The 17,294-nt window shown below is 68.3% G+C and carries 17 protein-coding genes and 1 pseudogene; 10 read left to right on the forward strand and 8 right to left on the reverse strand.

Features of this window, described 5'->3' with window-relative positions:
* Window positions 1-212 (reverse strand): alpha/beta hydrolase (locus ACFRMN_RS09515; RefSeq protein WP_383015831.1); only part of this gene is annotated, 212 nt, incomplete at its 3' end.
* A 124-nt stretch (window positions 213-336) separates the two neighbouring features.
* Between ACFRMN_RS09515 and ACFRMN_RS09520 the strand changes: the two are divergent.
* Window positions 337-627 (forward strand): annotated as a pseudogene (locus ACFRMN_RS09520) (helix-turn-helix domain-containing protein); the annotation flags it as partial.
* A gap of 197 nt (window positions 628-824) precedes the next feature.
* Here ACFRMN_RS09520 and ACFRMN_RS09525 read toward each other — a convergent pair.
* Window positions 825-1,994, reverse strand: a complete 1,170-nt coding sequence (locus tag ACFRMN_RS09525) for a DMT family transporter (protein WP_383015834.1) — start codon at window positions 1,992-1,994, stop codon at window positions 825-827.
* A gap of 36 nt (window positions 1,995-2,030) precedes the next feature.
* Between ACFRMN_RS09525 and ACFRMN_RS09530 the strand changes: the two genes are divergently transcribed.
* Entirely contained in the window at window positions 2,031-2,537 is a 507-nt protein-coding gene (locus ACFRMN_RS09530; protein WP_383015837.1) for a MarR family winged helix-turn-helix transcriptional regulator, read from the forward strand.
* A 169-nt stretch (window positions 2,538-2,706) separates the two neighbouring features.
* Here the strand turns inward: ACFRMN_RS09530 and ACFRMN_RS09535 are convergent, their stop codons facing one another.
* Window positions 2,707-3,681: an alpha/beta fold hydrolase gene (locus ACFRMN_RS09535; RefSeq protein WP_383015840.1), complete on the reverse strand. Its 975-nt coding sequence runs from the start codon at window positions 3,679-3,681 to the stop codon at window positions 2,707-2,709.
* Between the two features lie 465 nt (window positions 3,682-4,146).
* On the opposite strand from ACFRMN_RS09535, the gene ACFRMN_RS09540 reads away from it, so the two are divergent.
* Complete coding sequence (locus ACFRMN_RS09540; protein WP_383015843.1) at window positions 4,147-4,518, forward strand: DUF6344 domain-containing protein; 372 nt, start codon at window positions 4,147-4,149, stop codon at window positions 4,516-4,518.
* Between the two features lie 289 nt (window positions 4,519-4,807).
* Here the strand turns inward: ACFRMN_RS09540 and ACFRMN_RS09545 are convergent, their stop codons facing one another.
* On the reverse strand, window positions 4,808-5,518 hold the full coding sequence (locus tag ACFRMN_RS09545) for a DUF5324 family protein (RefSeq protein WP_383015846.1): 711 nt from the start codon (window positions 5,516-5,518) through the stop codon (window positions 4,808-4,810).
* A gap of 470 nt (window positions 5,519-5,988) precedes the next feature.
* On the opposite strand from ACFRMN_RS09545, the gene ACFRMN_RS09550 reads away from it, so the two are divergent.
* Entirely contained in the window at window positions 5,989-6,516 is a 528-nt protein-coding gene (locus ACFRMN_RS09550) for a peptidylprolyl isomerase (protein ID WP_383015849.1), read from the forward strand.
* 140 nt (window positions 6,517-6,656) lie between these two features.
* Window positions 6,657-7,568 (forward strand): rhomboid family intramembrane serine protease, encoded by a 912-nt coding sequence (locus tag ACFRMN_RS09555; protein ID WP_383015852.1) that lies wholly within the window; start codon window positions 6,657-6,659, stop codon window positions 7,566-7,568.
* A 289-nt stretch (window positions 7,569-7,857) separates the two neighbouring features.
* Here ACFRMN_RS09555 and crgA read toward each other — a convergent pair whose 3' ends face one another.
* Window positions 7,858-8,115, reverse strand: coding sequence for a cell division protein CrgA (gene crgA / locus ACFRMN_RS09560; RefSeq protein ID WP_383015854.1), 258 nt, complete (start codon window positions 8,113-8,115; stop codon window positions 7,858-7,860).
* Window positions 8,116-8,257: 142 nt separating this feature from the next.
* Here crgA and ACFRMN_RS09565 point away from each other — a divergent pair, with 142 nt between their 5' ends.
* The 5 genes from ACFRMN_RS09565 to ACFRMN_RS09585 all read left to right on the forward strand — a co-directional run bounded on the left by ACFRMN_RS09565 (window position 8,258) and on the right by ACFRMN_RS09585 (window position 12,139).
* A complete protein-coding gene (locus ACFRMN_RS09565; RefSeq protein ID WP_383015856.1) occupies window positions 8,258-9,025 on the forward strand; it encodes a DUF881 domain-containing protein in 768 nt (255 codons plus the stop codon).
* A 144-nt stretch (window positions 9,026-9,169) separates the two neighbouring features.
* Complete coding sequence (locus ACFRMN_RS09570; protein ID WP_383015858.1) at window positions 9,170-9,349, forward strand: hypothetical protein; 180 nt, start codon at window positions 9,170-9,172, stop codon at window positions 9,347-9,349.
* Window positions 9,346-9,984: an aminodeoxychorismate/anthranilate synthase component II gene (locus ACFRMN_RS09575; RefSeq protein ID WP_383015860.1), complete on the forward strand. Its 639-nt coding sequence runs from the start codon at window positions 9,346-9,348 to the stop codon at window positions 9,982-9,984. Before ACFRMN_RS09570 ends, ACFRMN_RS09575 begins: the two co-directional genes overlap by 4 nt.
* Window positions 9,981-11,318 carry a class E sortase gene (locus ACFRMN_RS09580; RefSeq protein WP_383015862.1) on the forward strand — a complete coding sequence of 446 codons (1,338 nt, stop codon included), beginning with the start codon at window positions 9,981-9,983 and terminating at the stop codon, window positions 11,316-11,318. Before ACFRMN_RS09575 ends, ACFRMN_RS09580 begins: the two co-directional genes overlap by 4 nt.
* Before the next feature lie 47 nt (window positions 11,319-11,365).
* Entirely contained in the window at window positions 11,366-12,139 is a 774-nt protein-coding gene (locus tag ACFRMN_RS09585; RefSeq protein ID WP_383015864.1) for a class E sortase, read from the forward strand.
* Window positions 12,140-12,226: 87 nt separating this feature from the next.
* Here the strand turns inward: ACFRMN_RS09585 and pknB are convergent, their stop codons facing one another.
* The 3 genes from pknB to ACFRMN_RS09600 form a co-directional block, all read right to left on the reverse strand.
* Window positions 12,227-14,251: a Stk1 family PASTA domain-containing Ser/Thr kinase gene (gene pknB, locus ACFRMN_RS09590; RefSeq protein ID WP_383015866.1), complete on the reverse strand. Its 2,025-nt coding sequence runs from the start codon at window positions 14,249-14,251 to the stop codon at window positions 12,227-12,229.
* Between the two features lie 167 nt (window positions 14,252-14,418).
* Entirely contained in the window at window positions 14,419-15,885 is a 1,467-nt protein-coding gene (locus tag ACFRMN_RS09595) for a peptidoglycan D,D-transpeptidase FtsI family protein (RefSeq protein WP_383015869.1), read from the reverse strand.
* Window positions 15,882-17,294, reverse strand: a complete 1,413-nt coding sequence (locus tag ACFRMN_RS09600) for an FtsW/RodA/SpoVE family cell cycle protein (RefSeq protein ID WP_383015872.1) — start codon at window positions 17,292-17,294, stop codon at window positions 15,882-15,884. The genes ACFRMN_RS09595 and ACFRMN_RS09600 overlap by 4 nt, the downstream gene beginning before the upstream one ends.

Here is a 17,294-nt window from a genome sequence, read left to right on the forward strand (position 1 = left end):
TCGCTGTCGCCGTAGCTGGTGTGGTCGAACGCCAGGGCCGCATAGCCGAGTTCGGCGAGCCGGGCGCCGTAGGCCGCCGGGGACTGCTCCTTGGTGCCGGAGGCGGCTCCGACCACGACGATCCCCGGAGCCGCCCCGGTACGCCCCTCAGGGAGGTAAAGGTGGCCGGCCAGACGGTTGCCGTGGCTGTCAAAGGTGATGTCGATACGCATGGCTGACTTCCTTTCAGGGGAAGTTCTCTCGGGCTCGGTCTTGAGTATTCGGTGGCCTCACCGCCCTGACCAGGGGAAAGAGTCTTCCTGGGAAAGAGCTTTCCTAGGTTCGCCATACCCCTTCATGTCGGTCTGTCCATGGGAGACGACGAGTGGCGTGAGCGCACACACGGACCGTCCCAGGGAACTCGCCGCGTTCCTCAAAGCGCACCGCGGCCGCCTCGACCCGGCGGACGTCGGCCTGTTCACACCCGGGCAGTCTCGCCGCGTGCCGGGCCTGCGCCGCGAGGAGGTGGCCCAGCTCGCCTCGATCAGCACCGACTACTGGACACGGCTGGAGCAACGCCGTCTGGCCGGCGCCTCCCCGAGAGTCCTCGACGTCCTGGCCGGCGCCCTGCGCCTGGGCGAAGACGAACGCGACTACCTCTTCCAACTCGCCGGCAAAACCGACCAGCGGTCCTGTATCCGGTCCCCGGATTGGACGGCGGTATCGCCAAGGGGCAGCGGCTGCTCAACTACGTCTCGTACCGCAACGTCCCAGCCGGCCCCCGCCCTCGACCAACTCACCACCGACCTGCGCGGGTTCGAGTGCCCGGTCTCCGTCCACCCCGGTCAGGTGCAACAGCGGTTCGACGCCACTTCGGACTTAGAGGCCGCGCGGATAGGTGGGGCGGCGTCGCGTGCCGAGGGGCGGCGCCGAGGTCCGGACTCACTGGAATCACCGAGCCCGCCAGTACGAGGGGCATCAAGGGAGCCGGCGACCGCATGGCGGGTGCCACCACATCCGCCTCCGAGCTGAGCTGCACCATCAGCACCTGCTCGGGTGCTGAAGCCGTTGGTCCCCGGCGTCCGCGAGGACGGGGTTCGGGGGCGGATACCTGTGACGGCAACGACACCCGCAACGACAAGGCCGAGGCCAAGCAGTTCTGTCGACGGGGGCAGGCGGGCGTCGAGGACGTAGGAGTAGGTGTATCCGGAGATCGTTTCGGTGGCGATGAGCAGGCCGGCGAAAGTCGTCGACAACCGGCTGGATGCTTCGTTCCACGACCACGTACCGCCCCAGGAGACCACGCACCCCAGCACGGCGCTTACCGCGACAATGCCCCCGATGTCGCTACCGGTCACCCCTCGGCCGGCCTCGACAGGTCCGAGAAGGACAGCCATGGGTACAAGCGCCAACGCGAGCAGGCCGGTGAAGATCCCGACGGTCGCCGACCACGAGGACCCTCCTATCTCGCGGTGCCGGCGCAAGAACGTCGCGTTGCCGATCCCGTAGATCGTCCACAGAGCGACCGCGCCCGCACTTGCCGCGATGCCCAGCACAGCGGCCAGGGAAGACCCTGCCGGCCGCAGCACGTTCGGGCCGCTGACCGTTGCCAGGCCAACGCCGACCAGGATCAGAGGAGGCGCGATCCGGCGCCACGCGTAAAGGCGCTCGCGAATGTTTGACACCGCCGCAACCACCACCGGCGTCGACCCTACGACGACTGTGGCGACGGGAGCGCCGACCGCCTGGATGCCGACCACGAGGAGAAGGTAGTAGCCGACGTTGCCGGTGGCCGCGAACACCAATGCGGGCCGCCAGTGGCGGCGAAGCGTTTCCAGCGTGCCCGGCCGGCGCCGTGTGATGACGGTGAGGACCACAACCGACACCGCCCCGTAGGCCAGGTACCGACCGGTGGTGACCGCCAGTGCCGACCAGCGCGGAACAAGATCCGGAAGGACGAAGGCCAGACCCCAGAGCAGACCGGCCCCCACACCGAACGAGACACCACGTGTCATCTGGACAACCACCTCGGAATGCCGGACAATATGTGTATGAGTGTTGCACATGAGTTGCGAGTCGAGAACCTCCTTGGCGCCTTGTGTGTCGCGGTAGCTGATGAGCTCCGGGTGACGACGGCGGATGCCGCGGTGGTGCAACTGGCGGACCACCCGGGGATCACCATCATGGAGGTGGGTCGCCGAACCGGCCTGACGCACTCGGCGGCAGTGCGGATGGTGGCGCAGCTTGAGGCGCACGGCCTCGTCCGTCGTGGCCGGACCGACAAGGACCGTAGGGCCGTCGCGCTGACCCTGACATCGGCGGGACATGAAAGGGCGGCCGATGTGCTAGCTGCCCGATCGAAGGTGCTCGCGACCGTTCTGGCGCCGCTCCTCCCTGATGACCGCCGGCATCTCGAACGCCTCCTCGCCACCGTCCTTGAAGCCCTGCCTCGAAGCGCAGACCACGCGACTGTCGTCTGTCGGCTCTGCGAACTGTCGGCGTGCCCGCAGCCCGAGTGCCCGGTTGAGCTTTCCTATCTAAACCATCTCAAACCATGACTAGCGGCCCGTTCCGGGCTTGACCTGCCTTCCAAGCGTGGGCCTGGTGAAGGCCCTTTAACCCCAGCTCGGACACCAGGGAGCAAGTAACCCCCTCTGAACTGCGCGGACGCGGTCCAGAGGGGGTCTTGTGCGTTGAGTGCCGGTCCTCGGGGGCAGCGGTCGGCGGTCAGCGGTCGCGTGCCTGGTGTCTGCGTACGGCCACGATCAGGCCCACGCCCGCGGCGATCGCGACGACGCCGATCAGCCCCGTTGTCGAGGCGGTGCCGCCCGTCGTGGCCAGGGACGGGGTGCCGGAGGCCTCGGTGCGGACGGCGTCGAGGATGAGGCTGGTGACGGTCCCGGGGTGGGAGATCATCGCCACGTGCGAGGAATTCACCTCGATGGTGTGGGAGCCCGCCCGTTTGGCCTCGAAGCGCTCCAGGTCCGGGGCTATCGCGCGGTCCTTGGTGGCGACCAGGAACCAGGACGGGATGGTCTTCCAGGCGGCGGCGCCGGCCTTCTCGGTGAAGGCCACGGCGCTGATCGGGCGCTGGGTGGCGGCCATCTGCGCGGCGGTGGAGGCCGCGAGGTCCGCGGCGAAGACCTGGTGGAACTTGTCGGGCTTGATGTACAGATCGGTGCCCGTCGTGCCGTCGCCGTTCCGGAACGGCACCTGTCTGAGCGCCGGATTGAGCTCGCTGCCGGGGAACTTCGCGCCCAGCGCCCCCAGCGTCTCCCCCTTGTCCGGCATGAACGCCGAGATGTAGACGAGCGCTTTGACGTTGCGGTTGCCGGCGGCGGCCTCGCCGATCACCGCACCGCCGTAGGAGTGGCCGGCGAGGATGACCGGTCCCTTGACGCTCTTCAGCACGCTTGCGACATAGGCGGAGTCACTGGCCAGCCCGCGCAGCGGATTCGCCGGGGCTATGACGGGATAGCCGTCGCGCTGAAGCCGCTCCACCACCCCGTCCCACCCGGAGGCGTCGGCGAACGCGCCGTGCACCAGCACCACGGTCGGCTTGGCTATGCCGCCTCCGGCGCCCGAACCGTTGGAAGCGCCGTCGGCGACGGCGGGCGCGGTGAGCGCCGCCACGGAGCACACAGAGGCGAGGGCGGCGACGGGCCGCGAGCGTATGAGCTCTCGGGACGGGCGCAGCGTCATGGCGTTCTCTCTTTCTCTTCTGCCGGTAGGGCGGGCCGAGCGGCGGGCCGAAGACGGACCTAGGGGCGGGCCGAGCATCAGCTTTTCCGGTTTGTGCCGATACGGCGCGCTCTGAGCGGCAGGCGGGTGACGCCGCGCGGCCGAGCAGGTGGTGGGGCCCGCCCGGCGGCGATCGCTTCGGGTGGCGGCGGAGCGAAAGTCGTGCCTCGGCCGGCGTGGAGGGGCGGGACGGAGTCGCCGGAGGGGCGCTGACGTGCGCTGCTACGCGTCGGTCAGCGAGGAGCGAGCGCTGTTTCGGGTACGGCTTCGGGCGCGCTCCGACCGCGGATCAGCGGGGCCGGTTGGACCGTACGAGTGGTGTTCATCCGAAGAACTGCCGGACGGCGGCGTAGCTCCGTGGATTTTCAAGATGCGTCCACATCATGAGGAAGGTATGTAAACCGCTCAACCCGAAAGCGAGGGGTCATGGCCGCCTTCAAGGTCAAGAAACTGTGGACTGTCTTCATCACCGCGTTCTTCGCGGTGCTCGCCTCCCTGGGGCTGACCGCCCCGGCCGCTGCCGCCGGCAACGCCGTGCAGCAGCCGGCCGAGCAGCCCGCGCCGGCTCCCGCCGCCGCGCACCACGTCACCGAGGCCACTCCGGCCAGGGCGACCGTACCCAGGTCGCTGCCACGCGGCCGGTCGCTGCCGCCCACGATCAAACAGCGTATCCACGCGGAGGCGCACGGCTCGTCACCCTCGGTCCGTCATCTGCCGGCGACCGCGCCGAGCGAGGCCGATGCCCGAGCGGCACAGGTGAGCGCGTACGCCGCCGACGCGGCACTCGTCGCGGCATGAGGCGCCGGGAACCCCGTGGTCTCCCGGCGCCCTTCACCTCCGGTGCGCCCGTCACCGAACCCCGTACGCCGGTGGCGCGACGAGGACGACGCGAACAACAAGAACGCGGACAGCAAGAACGCGAACAGCAAGAACGCGGTCGACGAGCCTGTGAGTGCGGTCGACAAGAGGGCAGACGGCAAGAGCGCAGGGGACAAGGACTACAGGCGCGGCGAGTGCCACGCCCGGTCTGCGATCTCCCTGGTCTCCGTGGTCTCCGTGGTCTCCGTGGTCTCCGTGGTCTGTCTGATCAGGGACGGTCGTCCCGGTCGTTCTCCGACGCCTCGGCCTCGGCCTGCTTCGCCTGGACCTCCGGATCCAGCGGATCGACCACATGGCTGCCGTCCACGGACGTCAGCGGACCACGCTCCGAGACCTCGGTAGCGGCCGGCGGCTCCACGAGCCAGTCCGGATTCGCCTGCTTGTCCCACCACTTCCAGGCGGCGAAAGCCCCACCGGCCAGCACGCCGAGGACCGCCAGGCCCTTGGCCAACCGGCCGGCCCTGGCCCGCCGTTCATGCTTCCTCACCAGCTTCTGGATTTCTTTCGCCGTGACCTGCCCGCGCAGAGCGGCCAGGGCGGCCGCGGAACGTGCCGCGGCCTGTTCGGCCACCGGCTGTGCGGTGGCCATCGCCTGATTCACTCGCGGCACCGTGTAATCCGCCGCCTGACGGGCGGCCTGACGAGTGCGCACCGCGGCGCGGTGGGCGGCTTCATCGACCTTTGGGGGTACCCGGGGCGCCACATGGGCGCCGTACTGCACACGAGCCTGCTGAGCGGCCTTCGATACTGTCGGCGCGAGCCGTACACGCGCCTCGCGGGCGTAGATCGCGGCCTGTTCCTTGGCCAGAGCGGCCTGTTCCTTGGCCGTACCGGCGTAAGGGGCCACCACTACCGCGGCGTGCTGCACGCTTTCCTTCGCCGAACCGGTAGCGGCGCGCACGCTGTCCATGCGGGTCACAGGATCATCCTCCTCGGTGGCGTTCCGTATTTCGCCTATCCACCCTTTTCGAGATCATGCCTGCTGGGTTCGGTCTCGGCATGCGTTGCGGGCATCCGGGTCATGGAATGCGACGTGGGTGATGTCCGGACATCGCGGTCCTATGCGTACATTCCGTACGTACATATTCGCGGGCGACGATGTCATGCCTCTCTCCAGCATGCGCGGGTTCCGGCGTGACCACACCGCCCTCTCCGCGACTGCTCGCATTCGGCTGCCCTGAACTCGGGCCTCTCGTCGCTTTGTCTCTCGCTTCCGCGGTCGCCCCGGCACGTCTCCCCGCGTCTCGTTCCCTCTTCTCGCCGCCTCCATCCGGCCCCGAAACCGCCCCAAGACGGGCGTAAAGCCTGTTCGAGGGCAGTGGCCGGGCGGCGATCACGCCTTCCGTGCGAGGATCGTGAGGGTCAGAGAAGACTTACGGAAGGCAGATCGTGGCCGAGCAGCTTTACGCCACCCTGAAGACCAACCACGGCGACATCGAGGTCCGGCTCCTGCCGAACCACGCGCCGAAGACGGTCAAGAACTTTGTCGAGCTCGCGCAGGGCGAGCGGGAGTGGGTCAACCCGGAGACCGGTCAGAAGACCACGGACAGGCTGTACGACGGCACCGTCTTCCACCGCGTGATCAGTGGCTTCATGATCCAGGGCGGGGACCCGCTGGGCAACGGCACCGGTGGCCCCGGCTACCAGTTCGAGGACGAGTTCCACCCGGACCTCGGCTTCGACAGGCCCTACCTGCTGGCGATGGCCAACGCGGGCCCGGGGACCAACGGCTCGCAGTTCTTCATCACCCTGGCGCCGACCTCCTGGCTGAACCGGAAGCACACCATCTTCGGCGAGGTCACCAGCGAGGCCGGCAAGAAGGTCGTGGACGCCATCGGCGGTACCCAGACCAACCCGCGCACCGACCGCCCGCTCCAGGAGGTCGTGATCGAGTCGGTCGTCGTCGAGACGCGCTGACCCGCTCGCACACTGTCCGGTTCCCCGGTTCGGGGAACCATCCCGCCCTGCCCGTCCGTAGTGGTTACATACCGGACGGGCGGGGCGGTGCGCTGTGCCGTGCCGCGCACTGTCCGCCGTCACGAGGACCGAGGGGACCGATGGACCACCCGCCAGGCGGCCACGGAGGCCAGGACCAGCCTGCCGTCACCGAAGGCCTGCCCAACTGTTACCGGCATCCGGACCGGGAGACGGGCATACGCTGCACGCGCTGCGAGCGCCCCATCTGCCCCGAGTGCATGATCAGTGCCTCTGTCGGCTTCCAGTGCCCGGAATGCGTCCGGCAGGGCTCGGGTACGGGGCACGGCGCGACCGCCAACCGGCCGCGGACCCTCGCCGGCGGCACGATCGCGGCCGACCCCCGGCTGATCACCAAGATCCTGCTGGGCATCAATGTCGCGCTGTTCATCGCCGTCTTCGCGGTGGGCGACCGCAACCGGCTCGTCGAGGACCTCGCCCTCATCGGCTATGCCTTCAGCCCTGACCACATCGGTGTCGTCGGCGTCGCGGACGGCCAGTGGTACCGGCTGGTCACGGCCATGTTCCTGCACCAGGAGATCTGGCACATCGCCTTCAACATGCTCGGGCTGTGGTGGCTCGGCGGGCCGCTGGAGGCGGCGCTGGGCCGTGTCCGCTTTCTGGCGCTCTATCTGCTCTCCGGGCTGGCCGGCAGCGCCCTCACGTATCTCCTCGCCGCACCCAACCAGTTCTCGCTGGGCGCGTCCGGCGCGATCTTCGGGCTGCTCGGCGCGACCGTCGTACTGATGCGGCGGCTCAACTACGACATGCGGCCGGTCCTCGTCCTGCTGGCGCTGAACCTGCTCTTCACCTTCACCTGGTCCAACATCGCCTGGGAGGCACATGTCGGCGGGCTGGTGGCGGGCGTGGTGATCGCCATAGGGATGGTGCACGCGCCTCGCGAGCGGCGGGCTCTCGTGCAGTACGGGACCTGCGCGCTGGTGCTGGTGGCGACGGTCGTGATCGTCGTGGCCAGAACGGCCTCGCTCACCTGATCCGTCCGGCTCAGCTCAGCGTGACCCTGTGCGGACGGCCCGTACTCCACAGTTGTCCACAGTGTGTGGCGGATCTTGTGCATCCTGTGGGGAACGTGCGTGCCCCTTGTCGCCGGTGTGGGTTTGACCAGCGGCGACAAGGGGCGAGCGCATCATCAGAATGGCGGATGCAGTCACACCGGCGTCAACGTCCCGTGGAGTTATCCACAGATCGTCTGACCTTTTCCCCTGCTGTGGACAACGTTGTGGATAAGTAGGGGTAGAGCTTGACGGCGGAGCGGTGGACCCGCTACTTCCACTGGGTCGAGACACCGAAGCCGGCGGCGATGAAGCCGAACCCGACCACGATGTTCCAGTTCCCGAAGCTCTGCAGCGGAAGATCGCCCTCGGTCACATAGAAGACGACGATCCAGGCCAGGCCGATCAGGAACAGGGCAAGCATGACCGGGGCCACCCAGCTCCGGTTGGTCAGCTTGATGGTGGCCGTCTGCTTCGCGGCCGGAGGCGGCGTGAACTCGGCCTTCTTGCGGATACGTGACTTCGGCACGAGGGACTCTCCTGTCGATGCGCTGCGTGACCGCGCAGGGGGACTGAAACGGTGTGCCGGGGCGGAGAGCAGGGGGAACACCGCCGCCCCCGGGCGTCCGTTAGCGTAGTGCTTCCGTGGCGCCTAAGGAGATAAGGGTACGTTGAGCAATTCCGCCGACTCTCCCCCAGGGCCGGTCCGCCGACCGAACAGGCGGCCCGTCCGGCTGCTCACGGCTGCCGTCTTCGCCCTCGCCGGGCTGATCTTCGTGACCAGCTTCAACACGGCCAAGGGCACCAACATCCGTACCGACACCTCGCTGCTCAAGCTCTCCGACCTGATCCACGAACGCGACCGCAAGAACGCCGAACTGGGCGATGCCAACGCGGCGGTACGGCAGGACATCGACACCCTCGTCAGCCGCGACCACGGCACCACCGCGGCCGAGGAGGACAGGCTGAACGCCCTGGAGGAGGCCGCGGGCACCAAGAAGGTCACCGGTCAGTCGCTCACCGTCACTCTCGACGACGCGCCCCCGAACGCCACGGCCAACCCCGGCTATCCGGAGCCGCAGCCCAATGACCTCGTCATCCACCAGCAGGATCTGCAGGCCGTCGTCAACGCCCTGTGGAAGGGCGGCGCGGAGGGCATCCGCGTCATGGACCAGCGGCTGATCTCCACCAGCGCCGTGCGGTGCGTGGGGAACACGCTGATCCTCCAGGGCCGCGTCTACTCGCCGCCCTACAAGATCACCGCTGTTGGTGACCAGGGCAAGCTCCGCAAGGCGCTCGCGGACGCCCCGGCGATCCAGAACTACCAGCTGTACGTCAAGGCGTACGGCCTCGGCTGGAAGGTCGACGAGCGCGACAAGGAGACGCTGCCGGGCTACACGGGCACGGTGGATCTGCACTACGCGGAGCCGGTCGGGTAGGGGACGGCCGGCGGTTCGCCGGCTCTTGTGACGAAGAGCAACCCCGAACCTCTGTGCAGCTGACCGATGAACCGCCCATGTGTCGGTGGAGCCCTTTAGTCTGGTGCCGTACCGCCTGGCGCGGTACCGGACGGAAGGGACAGCATGTACGGCTGGATCTGGCGGCATCTGCCGGGCAACGTGTGGCTGCGGGCGGCGATCTCGCTCCTGTTGGCGCTCGCCGTCGTCTATGTGCTGTTCCAGTACGTCTTCCCGTGGGCGGAGCCGCTGCTGCCGTTCAACGATGTGACGGTTGACGGAGAGGGAGCGGGGGCGGCCGGATGAGCGCGCGCGTTCTCGTCGTCGACAACTACGACAGCTTCGTCTTCAACCTCGTCCAGTACCTCTACCAGCTCGGCGCCGAGTGCGAGGTGCTGCGCAACGACGAGGTGACGACCGCTCACGCCCAGGACGGCTTCGACGGCGTTCTGCTGTCCCCCGGGCCGGGCACGCCCGAACAGGCCGGTGTCTGCGTCGAGATGGTGCGTCACTGCGCCGAGACGTCGGTGCCCGTCTTCGGGGTCTGCCTCGGTATGCAGTCGATGGCGGTGGCGTACGGCGGTGTCGTCGGCCGCGCCCCCGAGCTGCTGCACGGCAAGACGTCGCTCGTCACCCACGAGGGCAAGGGCGTCTTCGCCGGGCTGCCTTCGCCGTTCACCGCGACCCGGTATCACTCGCTCGCGGCGGAGCCCGCCACGCTGCCTGCCGAGCTGGAGGTCACGGCGCGCACCGCGGACGGCATCATCATGGGCGTACGCCACCGTGAACTGGCCGTCGAGGGCGTGCAGTTCCACCCGGAGTCGGTCCTGACCGAACACGGGCATCTGATGCTGGCCAACTGGCTGGCGCAGTGCGGCGATCCGGGTGCGGTGGGCCGGTCGACGGGACTGGCGCCGGTGGTGGGCAAGGCGTTCGCGTGACGGCACTCCGCCCCGAACACGAAGCGGGTTACGGAGCCTCGTACGAGCAGGGAGGGTACGAGGTCTCCGGAGCGTTCGAGGCGGCGGTGGACGGGCTGGCGGACCCACTGAAGGATCCGCTCCCGGGACAACCGGGACAACCGGGACCAGTACAAGCGGGACAAGTACAGGGGCGGGGGCAGGGGCAGGTCCAGGATCAAGGACCGCAGCCGGTACGGAAGCAGGGGCGGCACCGGGGCCCCCGGCAGCCGGAGCCCGTACCGGAAGCCACGGCCCCAGGGCCTGAGTGGTCCGGTGACTACTACCGCCAGTACGCGGCGGAGCCGCCCAGGGGACCGGAGTCCGGCGCCCCCTCGTACTACGCGGACGGTGCGACGCCGACGGCCGACCCGGCCCTGATACCCGTACCCGAGCCCCGGCTGGACGATCAGACCGTCGGACTCCGGACGGCGGACACGCGCCGGGCGGCGGACACGGGCCGGGCGGCCGAGCCGGAGCCCGTGACGGGGGGCCGGGCCGAGCGGCGCAGGGCCGCCAAGGGCGGTGGCCGGGGCCGTAGACGCGCGGAAACCGCCGGGGCCGACGCAGGGCACGGCTCCGAGGAGCCGGCGCCCGCCCGGCCGCTCTCCCGGGTCGAAGCGCGGCGCGCGGCGCGTGCCCAGAAGGAGAGCCCCGCCGTCATCGCCAGCCGGGTGGTCGGCGAGCTGTTCATCACCTTCGGCGTCCTGATGCTGCTGTTCGTCACGTACCAGCTCTGGTGGACGAACGTCCGGGCCGACCAGTACGCCGGCAAGGAGACGAACAAGATCCAGGACAGCTGGACGCAGGAGCGGCAGCCGGGCGCCTTCGAGCCGGGGCAGGGCTTCGCCATCATGCATATCCCGAAGCTGGACGTCGTCGTGCCGATCGCCGAGGGCATCAGCAAGTCGAAGGTCCTCGACCACGGAATGGTCGGCCATTACGCGGAGGGCCGTCTCAAGACGGCGATGCCCGCCGACAAACAGGGCAACTTCGCGGTGGCCGGCCACCGCAACACCCATGGCGAACCCTTCCGCTACATCAACCAGTTGAAGCCCGGCGACGAGATCATCGTCGAGACGCGCGACGCGTACTACACATACGCCATGGCCAGCATCCTTCCGCAGACGTCGCCGTCGAATGTGAGCGTGATCGGTCCGGTGCCGCCCGGTTCGGGGTTCACGGAGCCCGGTCGCTACATCACGCTGACGACGTGTACCCCGGAGTTCACCAGTACCTATCGAATGATCGTGTGGGGCAAAATGGTGGACGAACGGCCGCGCAGCAAGGGCAAGCCCGACGCTCTCGTCGGCTGACGCCGATCCGGGCGCGGACACATTTCAGGGACTTGGGGACGGGTGCGGTGGCAGCGAGTACCGAGCACGACGAGCAGGCCGACGCACCGCCGCTGTCGGACGCGGCCACCGCCTCGGCTCCAGTACGGGCCCGCCGTTCCAGGAGCCCGCTCGCGTCCGCCGTCAGCGTCTTCGGCGAACTGCTCATCACCGCGGGCGTGGTGCTCGGTCTCTTCGTCGTCTACTCGCTGTGGTGGACGAACGTTCTGGCCGATCGCGAGGCCGCCAAGCAGGGCGACGACGTACGTCATAACTGGGCGCAGGAGAAGAAGCCGGACGGGGCCCCCCGGGCCTACGACTCCGAGGACGGCATCGGCTTTCTGCACGTTCCGGCGATGGACAGCCGCGAGGTGCTGGTCAAGAAGGGCACCACGACCTCGTCGCTGAACGACGGGATCGCCGGCTACTACACCGAACCCGTCAAGTCGGCCCTCCCCTGGGACGCGAAGGGCAACTTCACGCTGGCCGCGCACCGGGACGGCCACGGGGCGAGGTTCCACAACATCCACAAGCTCAAGACCGGTGATCCGGTCGTCTTCGAGACCCGCGACACCTGGTACATCTACAAGGTCTTCAAGGAGCTTCCGAAGACCTCGAAGTACAACGTGGACGTACTCCAGCCGGTGCCCAAGGAGTCGGGGAAGAAGAAGGCCGGCCGCTATCTCACTCTGACGACCTGCACGCCGATCTACACCTCGGACTACCGCTACATCGTCTGGGCCGAGCTGGAGCGTACGGAGAAGGTCGACAAGAACCGCACGCCCCCGCCCGAGCTCGGCTAGGTCCTGTCCGGCCCAGGCACGGTACGGAACAGCCCCGGCTCCTTGTACAAGGAGCCGGGGCTGTTCGCGTTCAGCCTGTCCTGCTTGTCAGTCCTTACGGAAGTTGGCGCCGGAGGGGCCGCCGAAGAAGCCGCCTCCGTTGTTGTCCCCGTTGTTGCCGCCGCCTCCGTTGTTGTTGCCCTGGCCGCCCACGGTGGTCAGGGTGACGGTGTCGTTCTTGTTGACTTCCTGACCAGGCTGGGGATCGCTGGCTATCACCAAGGCATTGGGGTCGTTCGGTGAGTTCGGCGCGAGGGCGACATTGAGGCCCATGCCCTGGAGCGTGCCCTGTATCTCTCCGAACGTCTTCCCGCGGACCTCGGGGATCCGGACCTTCTCCTGCTGCGGGCCCTTGGAGACCTTCAGGGTGACCTGGGAGCCCTTGGCCGCCTTGGTGCCGCCCTGCGGGTCCTGCTCAAGAACCTGACCCAGGGGCTGCGGCGAGTCCACGTCGTTCCGTACGACCGTGAAGCCGAGCTGTTGCAGCTGGTTCTGCGCGTCGTCGTAGAGTCCGCCGACCACCGGAGGAACCGGAATCTGGCTCTGCGAGGCGATCGTCAGCGTGATCTTGGACGCCTTCTCGACCATGGAGCCGCCCGCCGGGTCCTGCGAGAGCACCGTCCCGGGGTCCTCCTCGGACTCCTCCTGCTTGTAGTCGACCGTGAAGTTCTCGGCCTCCAGGATGTCCGTCGCACTCTGCTTCTTCTTGTCGACGACATCCGGGACCTTGACCTGCGGAGCGCCCTCCGAGACGACGACCTGGATGGTCTCGCCCTGGCTCATCCTGCCGCTGGCCGGGTTCTGACTGCAGATGGAGCCCTTGGGCACGTCGCAGCGTTCCGAGCCGGACTGCGCGACCTTCACGCTCGCGTTGTCCGCGAGCCGTTCGGCCTCGGTCAGCGTCTTGCCGACGAGCTGGGGGACATCCAGCTCGCTGGCACCGCCGCCGTTGTCGCCGAAGACCGACTTGCCGATCAGGATGGCGCCGACCAGTACCAGGACGCCCGCGACCGCCAGCAGGATCGTCGAGGTGTTGGACTTCTTCTGCCGGCGCCGGGCCGGGCGGTCGTCGTAGCCGCCGTATCTGCCGTCGTCCGGCCCGACGGGCGGGAGCATGGACGTCTGGCCGCCCGGGTCTCCCTGGCGCATCGCCGTCGTCGCCTGGTCCGGCGGGCCGCCGTATCCGCCGCCGCCGTAGCCGACCGCGCCCATGGCAGCGGTGGCGGCGACGGGCTGGCCGTCGAGGCACGCCTCGATGTCGGCGCGCATCTCGTCGGCGGACTGATAGCGGTAGTCGGGGTCCTTGACGAGGGCCTTCAGCACGATCGCGTCCATCTCGGGCGTGATCTCCGGGTCGAAGACGCTGGGCGTCTGCGGCTCTTCCCGTACGTGCTGGTAGGCGACGGCCACCGGGGAGTCCCCGATGAACGGGGGCCGGACCGTCAGCAGTTCGTAGAGCAGACAGCCGGTGGAGTAGAGGTCGGAGCGCGCGTCGACCTGCTCGCCCTTGGCCTGCTCGGGGGAGAGGTACTGGGCGGTGCCGATGACGGCGGAGGTCTGCGTCATCGTCATGCCGGAGTCGCCCATGGCGCGGGCGATGCCGAAGTCCATGACCTTGACCTGGCCGGTGCGCGTCAGCATGACGTTCGCCGGCTTGATGTCACGGTGGACGATGCCGTTGCGGTGGGAGTACTCCAGAGCCTGGAGGATGCCGACCGTCATCTCCAGCGTGCGCTCGGGCAGGAGTCTGCGCCCGGAGTGCAGCAGCTCTCTCAGGGTCGAGCCGTCGACGTGCTCCATCACGATGTACGGGAGGGACACCCCGTCGACGTAGTCCTCGCCGGTGTCGTAGACCGCGACGATCGCCGGGTGGTTGAGCGAGGCGGCCGACTGGGCCTCTCGGCGGAACCGGGCCTGGAAAGACGGATCGCGGGCGAGGTCCGCCCGGAGCGTCTTCACGGCGACGGTGCGACCGAGCCGGGTGTCATGCGCGAGGTAGACCTCCGCCATGCCACCACGGCCGAGCACCGAGCCCAGCTCGTACCGGCCGCCGAGGCGACGCGGCTCTTCCATAACGTTCCAGCCCTCTCCGTCAGTCCCGACCGCACCGGTGTGTGGTCCGGCGGTGTGCTGTTCGCGCCTACGCTACCGGGCACGCCGCATGCGGTTGGCCCGTAACGGTCACCTGATATACGACCGGTATCGCAATGTGCAGGAATGGACGTCAGCCGTGACCGGCGTCACTTCTTGCTGTCGAGAACCGCCTTCATCACGCTCTTCGCGATGGGGGCCGCGAGGCCGCCGCCGGAGATGTCGTCGCGGCTCGCGTTGCTGTCCTCGACGACGACCGCGACGGCGACGGGGGAGCCGTTGTCCGCCTTGGCGTACGAGATGAACCAGGCGTACGGGTTCTTGCTGTTGTTCTCGCCGTGCTGGGCGGTACCGGTCTTGCCGCCGACGGTCACGTTCGGAATGCGCGCCTTTTGTCCGGTGCCCTCGTTGACGACCGTCTCCATCATGCTCTGGAGCTTCTGCGCGTTCTCCTGGGTGAGGGGGCGGCTCAGCTCCTCGGGCTCGGTCTTGTCGAGCACGTCCACGTTCGGCGACTCAAGGCGGTCGATCATGTACGGCTTCATCAGCTTGCCGTCATTGGCGATCGCGGCGGTGACCATGGCCATCTGGAGCGGGGTGGTACGGGTGTCGAACTGGCCGATCGAGGAGAGCGCGGTCTGCGAGGTGTTCAGCTCCTCGGGGAAGATCGAGGCGTCGGCGCGTACCGGGATGAACTGCTCCTGGTTGAAGCCGAACTTCTTCGCGGTCTCCAGCATCTTGTCCTTGCCGAGGTCCGCGCCGAGCTTGCCGAAGACGGTGTTGCAGGAGACGCGCAGCGCGGTGCGCAGCGTGGCGTTCTCGCAGGGGATGTTGCCCTCGTTCGGCAGCGGGGTGGTGGTCCCGGGCATGATCCACGGCAGCGGGCTGTCGGTGGCCGCGTCGATGTCCGTCACCTGGCCGTGCTCCAGGGCGGCGGCCGCGGTGACCACCTTGAAGGTGGAGCCGGGCGGGTAGGTCTGGCGCAGCGCGCGGTTGAGCATCGGGTCGTCGGGGTTGTTCTTCTTGTCCAGGCCGACCCAGGCCTTGGTGTCCTTGCTGCTGTTCCCGGCGAACGTGGAGGGGTCGTAGCTGGGGGTGGAGGCCAGCGCCAGGATCTTGCCCGTCTGGGGGTCGATCGCGGCGACGGCGCCCTTCTTGTCGCCGAGTCCCTCGAAGGCTGCCTTCTGGGCGGCGCCGCTCAGGGTGGTGACGACGTTGCCGCCCTTCTTCTCCTCGCCGGTGAACATGCTCATGGTGCGGTCGAAGAAGAGCCGGTCGTCGTTGCCGGTGAGGATGCCGTCTTCGATCTTCTCGATCTGGTTGGCGTCGAAGGCCTGCGAGGCGTAGCCGGTGACGGGCGCCCACATGGGCCCGTTGGTGTAGGTGCGCTTGTAGACGAAGTCGGTGTCGTCCGTCTTGACGGAGCCGGTGATGGGCTTGCCGTCGACGATGATGTTGCCGCGCTCGTTGCTGTACCGCTCGATCAGGACGCGGCGGTTGTTCGTGTGCGAGTTCAGCTCGTCGGCGCGGACGTACTGGAGCCAGTTGTCCCGGAGCAGCAGCGCGAGGACGAGCAGCCCGCAGAAGATCGCGATGCGGCGCAGGGGCTTGTTCACGGTCGGACCACCTGGGTCATCTCGGCGTCGGGTGAGGGTGCCGGGGCCGGGGCGGGCCGGCGCGCGGTGTCGCTGATACGGATCAGGATGCCGATCAGGGCCCAGTTGGCGAGTACGGAGGAGCCGCCGGCCGCGACGAACGGCATGGTCATACCGGTCAGCGGGATGAGCCCCATGACGCCGCCCGCGACCACGAAGACCTGGATGGCGAAGGCGCTGGAGAGGCCGATGGCGAGGAGCTTGCCGAAGGGGTCACGGGCGGCGAGGGCGGTACGTACGCCGCGCTCCACGATCAGTCCGTACAGCAGCAGGAACGCCATCGTGCCGGCGAGGCCGAGCTCCTCGCCGACGGTGGTGAGGATGAAGTCGGCGTTGGCGGCGAAGCCGATGAGGTCGGAGTTGCCCTGGCCGAGCCCCGTGCCGAGCGTGCCGCCGGAGCCGAAGGACAGCAGGGCGTCGCCGATCTGCTGGCAGGCGCCGTCGGTCGCGTAGCAGGAGAACGGGTCCTGCCAGGCGTTGACGCGGGCCTGGACGTGCGGTTCGAAGGTGGCGACGCCGACGGCTCCGCCGACCGACATCAGCAGGCCGAAGACGATCCAGCTGGTGCGCTCGGTGGCGACGTAGAGCATGACCACGAAGAGGCCGAAGAAGAGCAGTGAGGTACCGAGGTCGGTCTCGAACACCAGGATGAGGATCGAGAGCGCCCAGATGCCGAGGATCGGTCCGAGGTCGCGTCCTCGGGGGAGGTAGAGCCCCATGAAGCGGCGGCTGGCCAGGGCCAGGGCATCGCGCTTGACCATCAGGTAGCCGGAGAAGAAGATCGCGATGATGATCTTCGCGAACTCACCGGGCTGGACGTTGAAGCCGGCGATGCTGATCCAGATCTTGGCGCCGTTCCTGGCGGGGAAGAACATGGGCAGGATCAGCAGGAACAGCGCGGCGGCCATCGAGATGTACGTGTAGCGCTGGAGGATGCGGTGATCCTTGAGGAGCATCAGGACGGCCGCGAAGAGCGCGATGCCCAGCGCCGAGTACATCAGCTGCTTCGTCGCGGACGGACTGAAGACGCCGTAGCTGAGTTCGGCGAGCCGGATGAGCCTGGGTGACTGGTCCAGACGCCAGATCAGCACCAGCCCGAGGCCGTTGAGCAGCGTCGCCAGCGGCAGCAGCAGCGGGTCGGCGTAGCGGGCGAATTTGCGCACCACGAGGTGGGCGACGCCGGCGAGCAGGCCGAGGCCGAGGCCGTAACCGAGCATGCCCGCGGGCACCTTGCCGTCGAGCGCGAGCCCGACGTTCAGGTACGCGAACACCGGGATGGCGACGGCGAAGGCGAGCAGGGCAAGCTCGGTGTTGCGGCGGCTCGGTGCTTCGATGGCGCCGATGGTGGTCGTGTTCGTGACTACGCTCAT

The organism is Streptomyces sp. NPDC056835, from assembly GCF_042789485.1.
In the GTDB taxonomy this organism is placed as follows: Bacteria; Actinomycetota; Actinomycetes; order Streptomycetales; family Streptomycetaceae; genus Streptomyces.

Coding starts and splice junctions, on each gene's coding strand:
- ACFRMN_RS09555 (WP_383015852.1), top strand. CDS start 6,657: ATGGACCACCCGCCAGGCGGCCACGGAGGCCAGGACCAGCCTGCCGTC.
- ACFRMN_RS09525 (WP_383015834.1), bottom strand. CDS start 1,994: ATGACACGTGGTGTCTCGTTCGGTGTGGGGGCCGGTCTGCTCTGGGGT.
- ACFRMN_RS09575 (WP_383015860.1), top strand. CDS start 9,346: ATGAGCGCGCGCGTTCTCGTCGTCGACAACTACGACAGCTTCGTCTTC.
- ACFRMN_RS09535 (WP_383015840.1), bottom strand. CDS start 3,681: ATGACGCTGCGCCCGTCCCGAGAGCTCATACGCTCGCGGCCCGTCGCC.
- ACFRMN_RS09530 (WP_383015837.1), top strand. CDS start 2,031: ATGAGTGTTGCACATGAGTTGCGAGTCGAGAACCTCCTTGGCGCCTTG.
- ACFRMN_RS09570 (WP_383015858.1), top strand. CDS start 9,170: ATGTACGGCTGGATCTGGCGGCATCTGCCGGGCAACGTGTGGCTGCGG.
- ACFRMN_RS09540 (WP_383015843.1), top strand. CDS start 4,147: ATGGCCGCCTTCAAGGTCAAGAAACTGTGGACTGTCTTCATCACCGCG.
- ACFRMN_RS09600 (WP_383015872.1), bottom strand. CDS start 17,294: ATGAGCGTAGTCACGAACACGACCACCATCGGCGCCATCGAAGCACCG.
- pknB (WP_383015866.1), bottom strand. CDS start 14,251: ATGGAAGAGCCGCGTCGCCTCGGCGGCCGGTACGAGCTGGGCTCGGTG.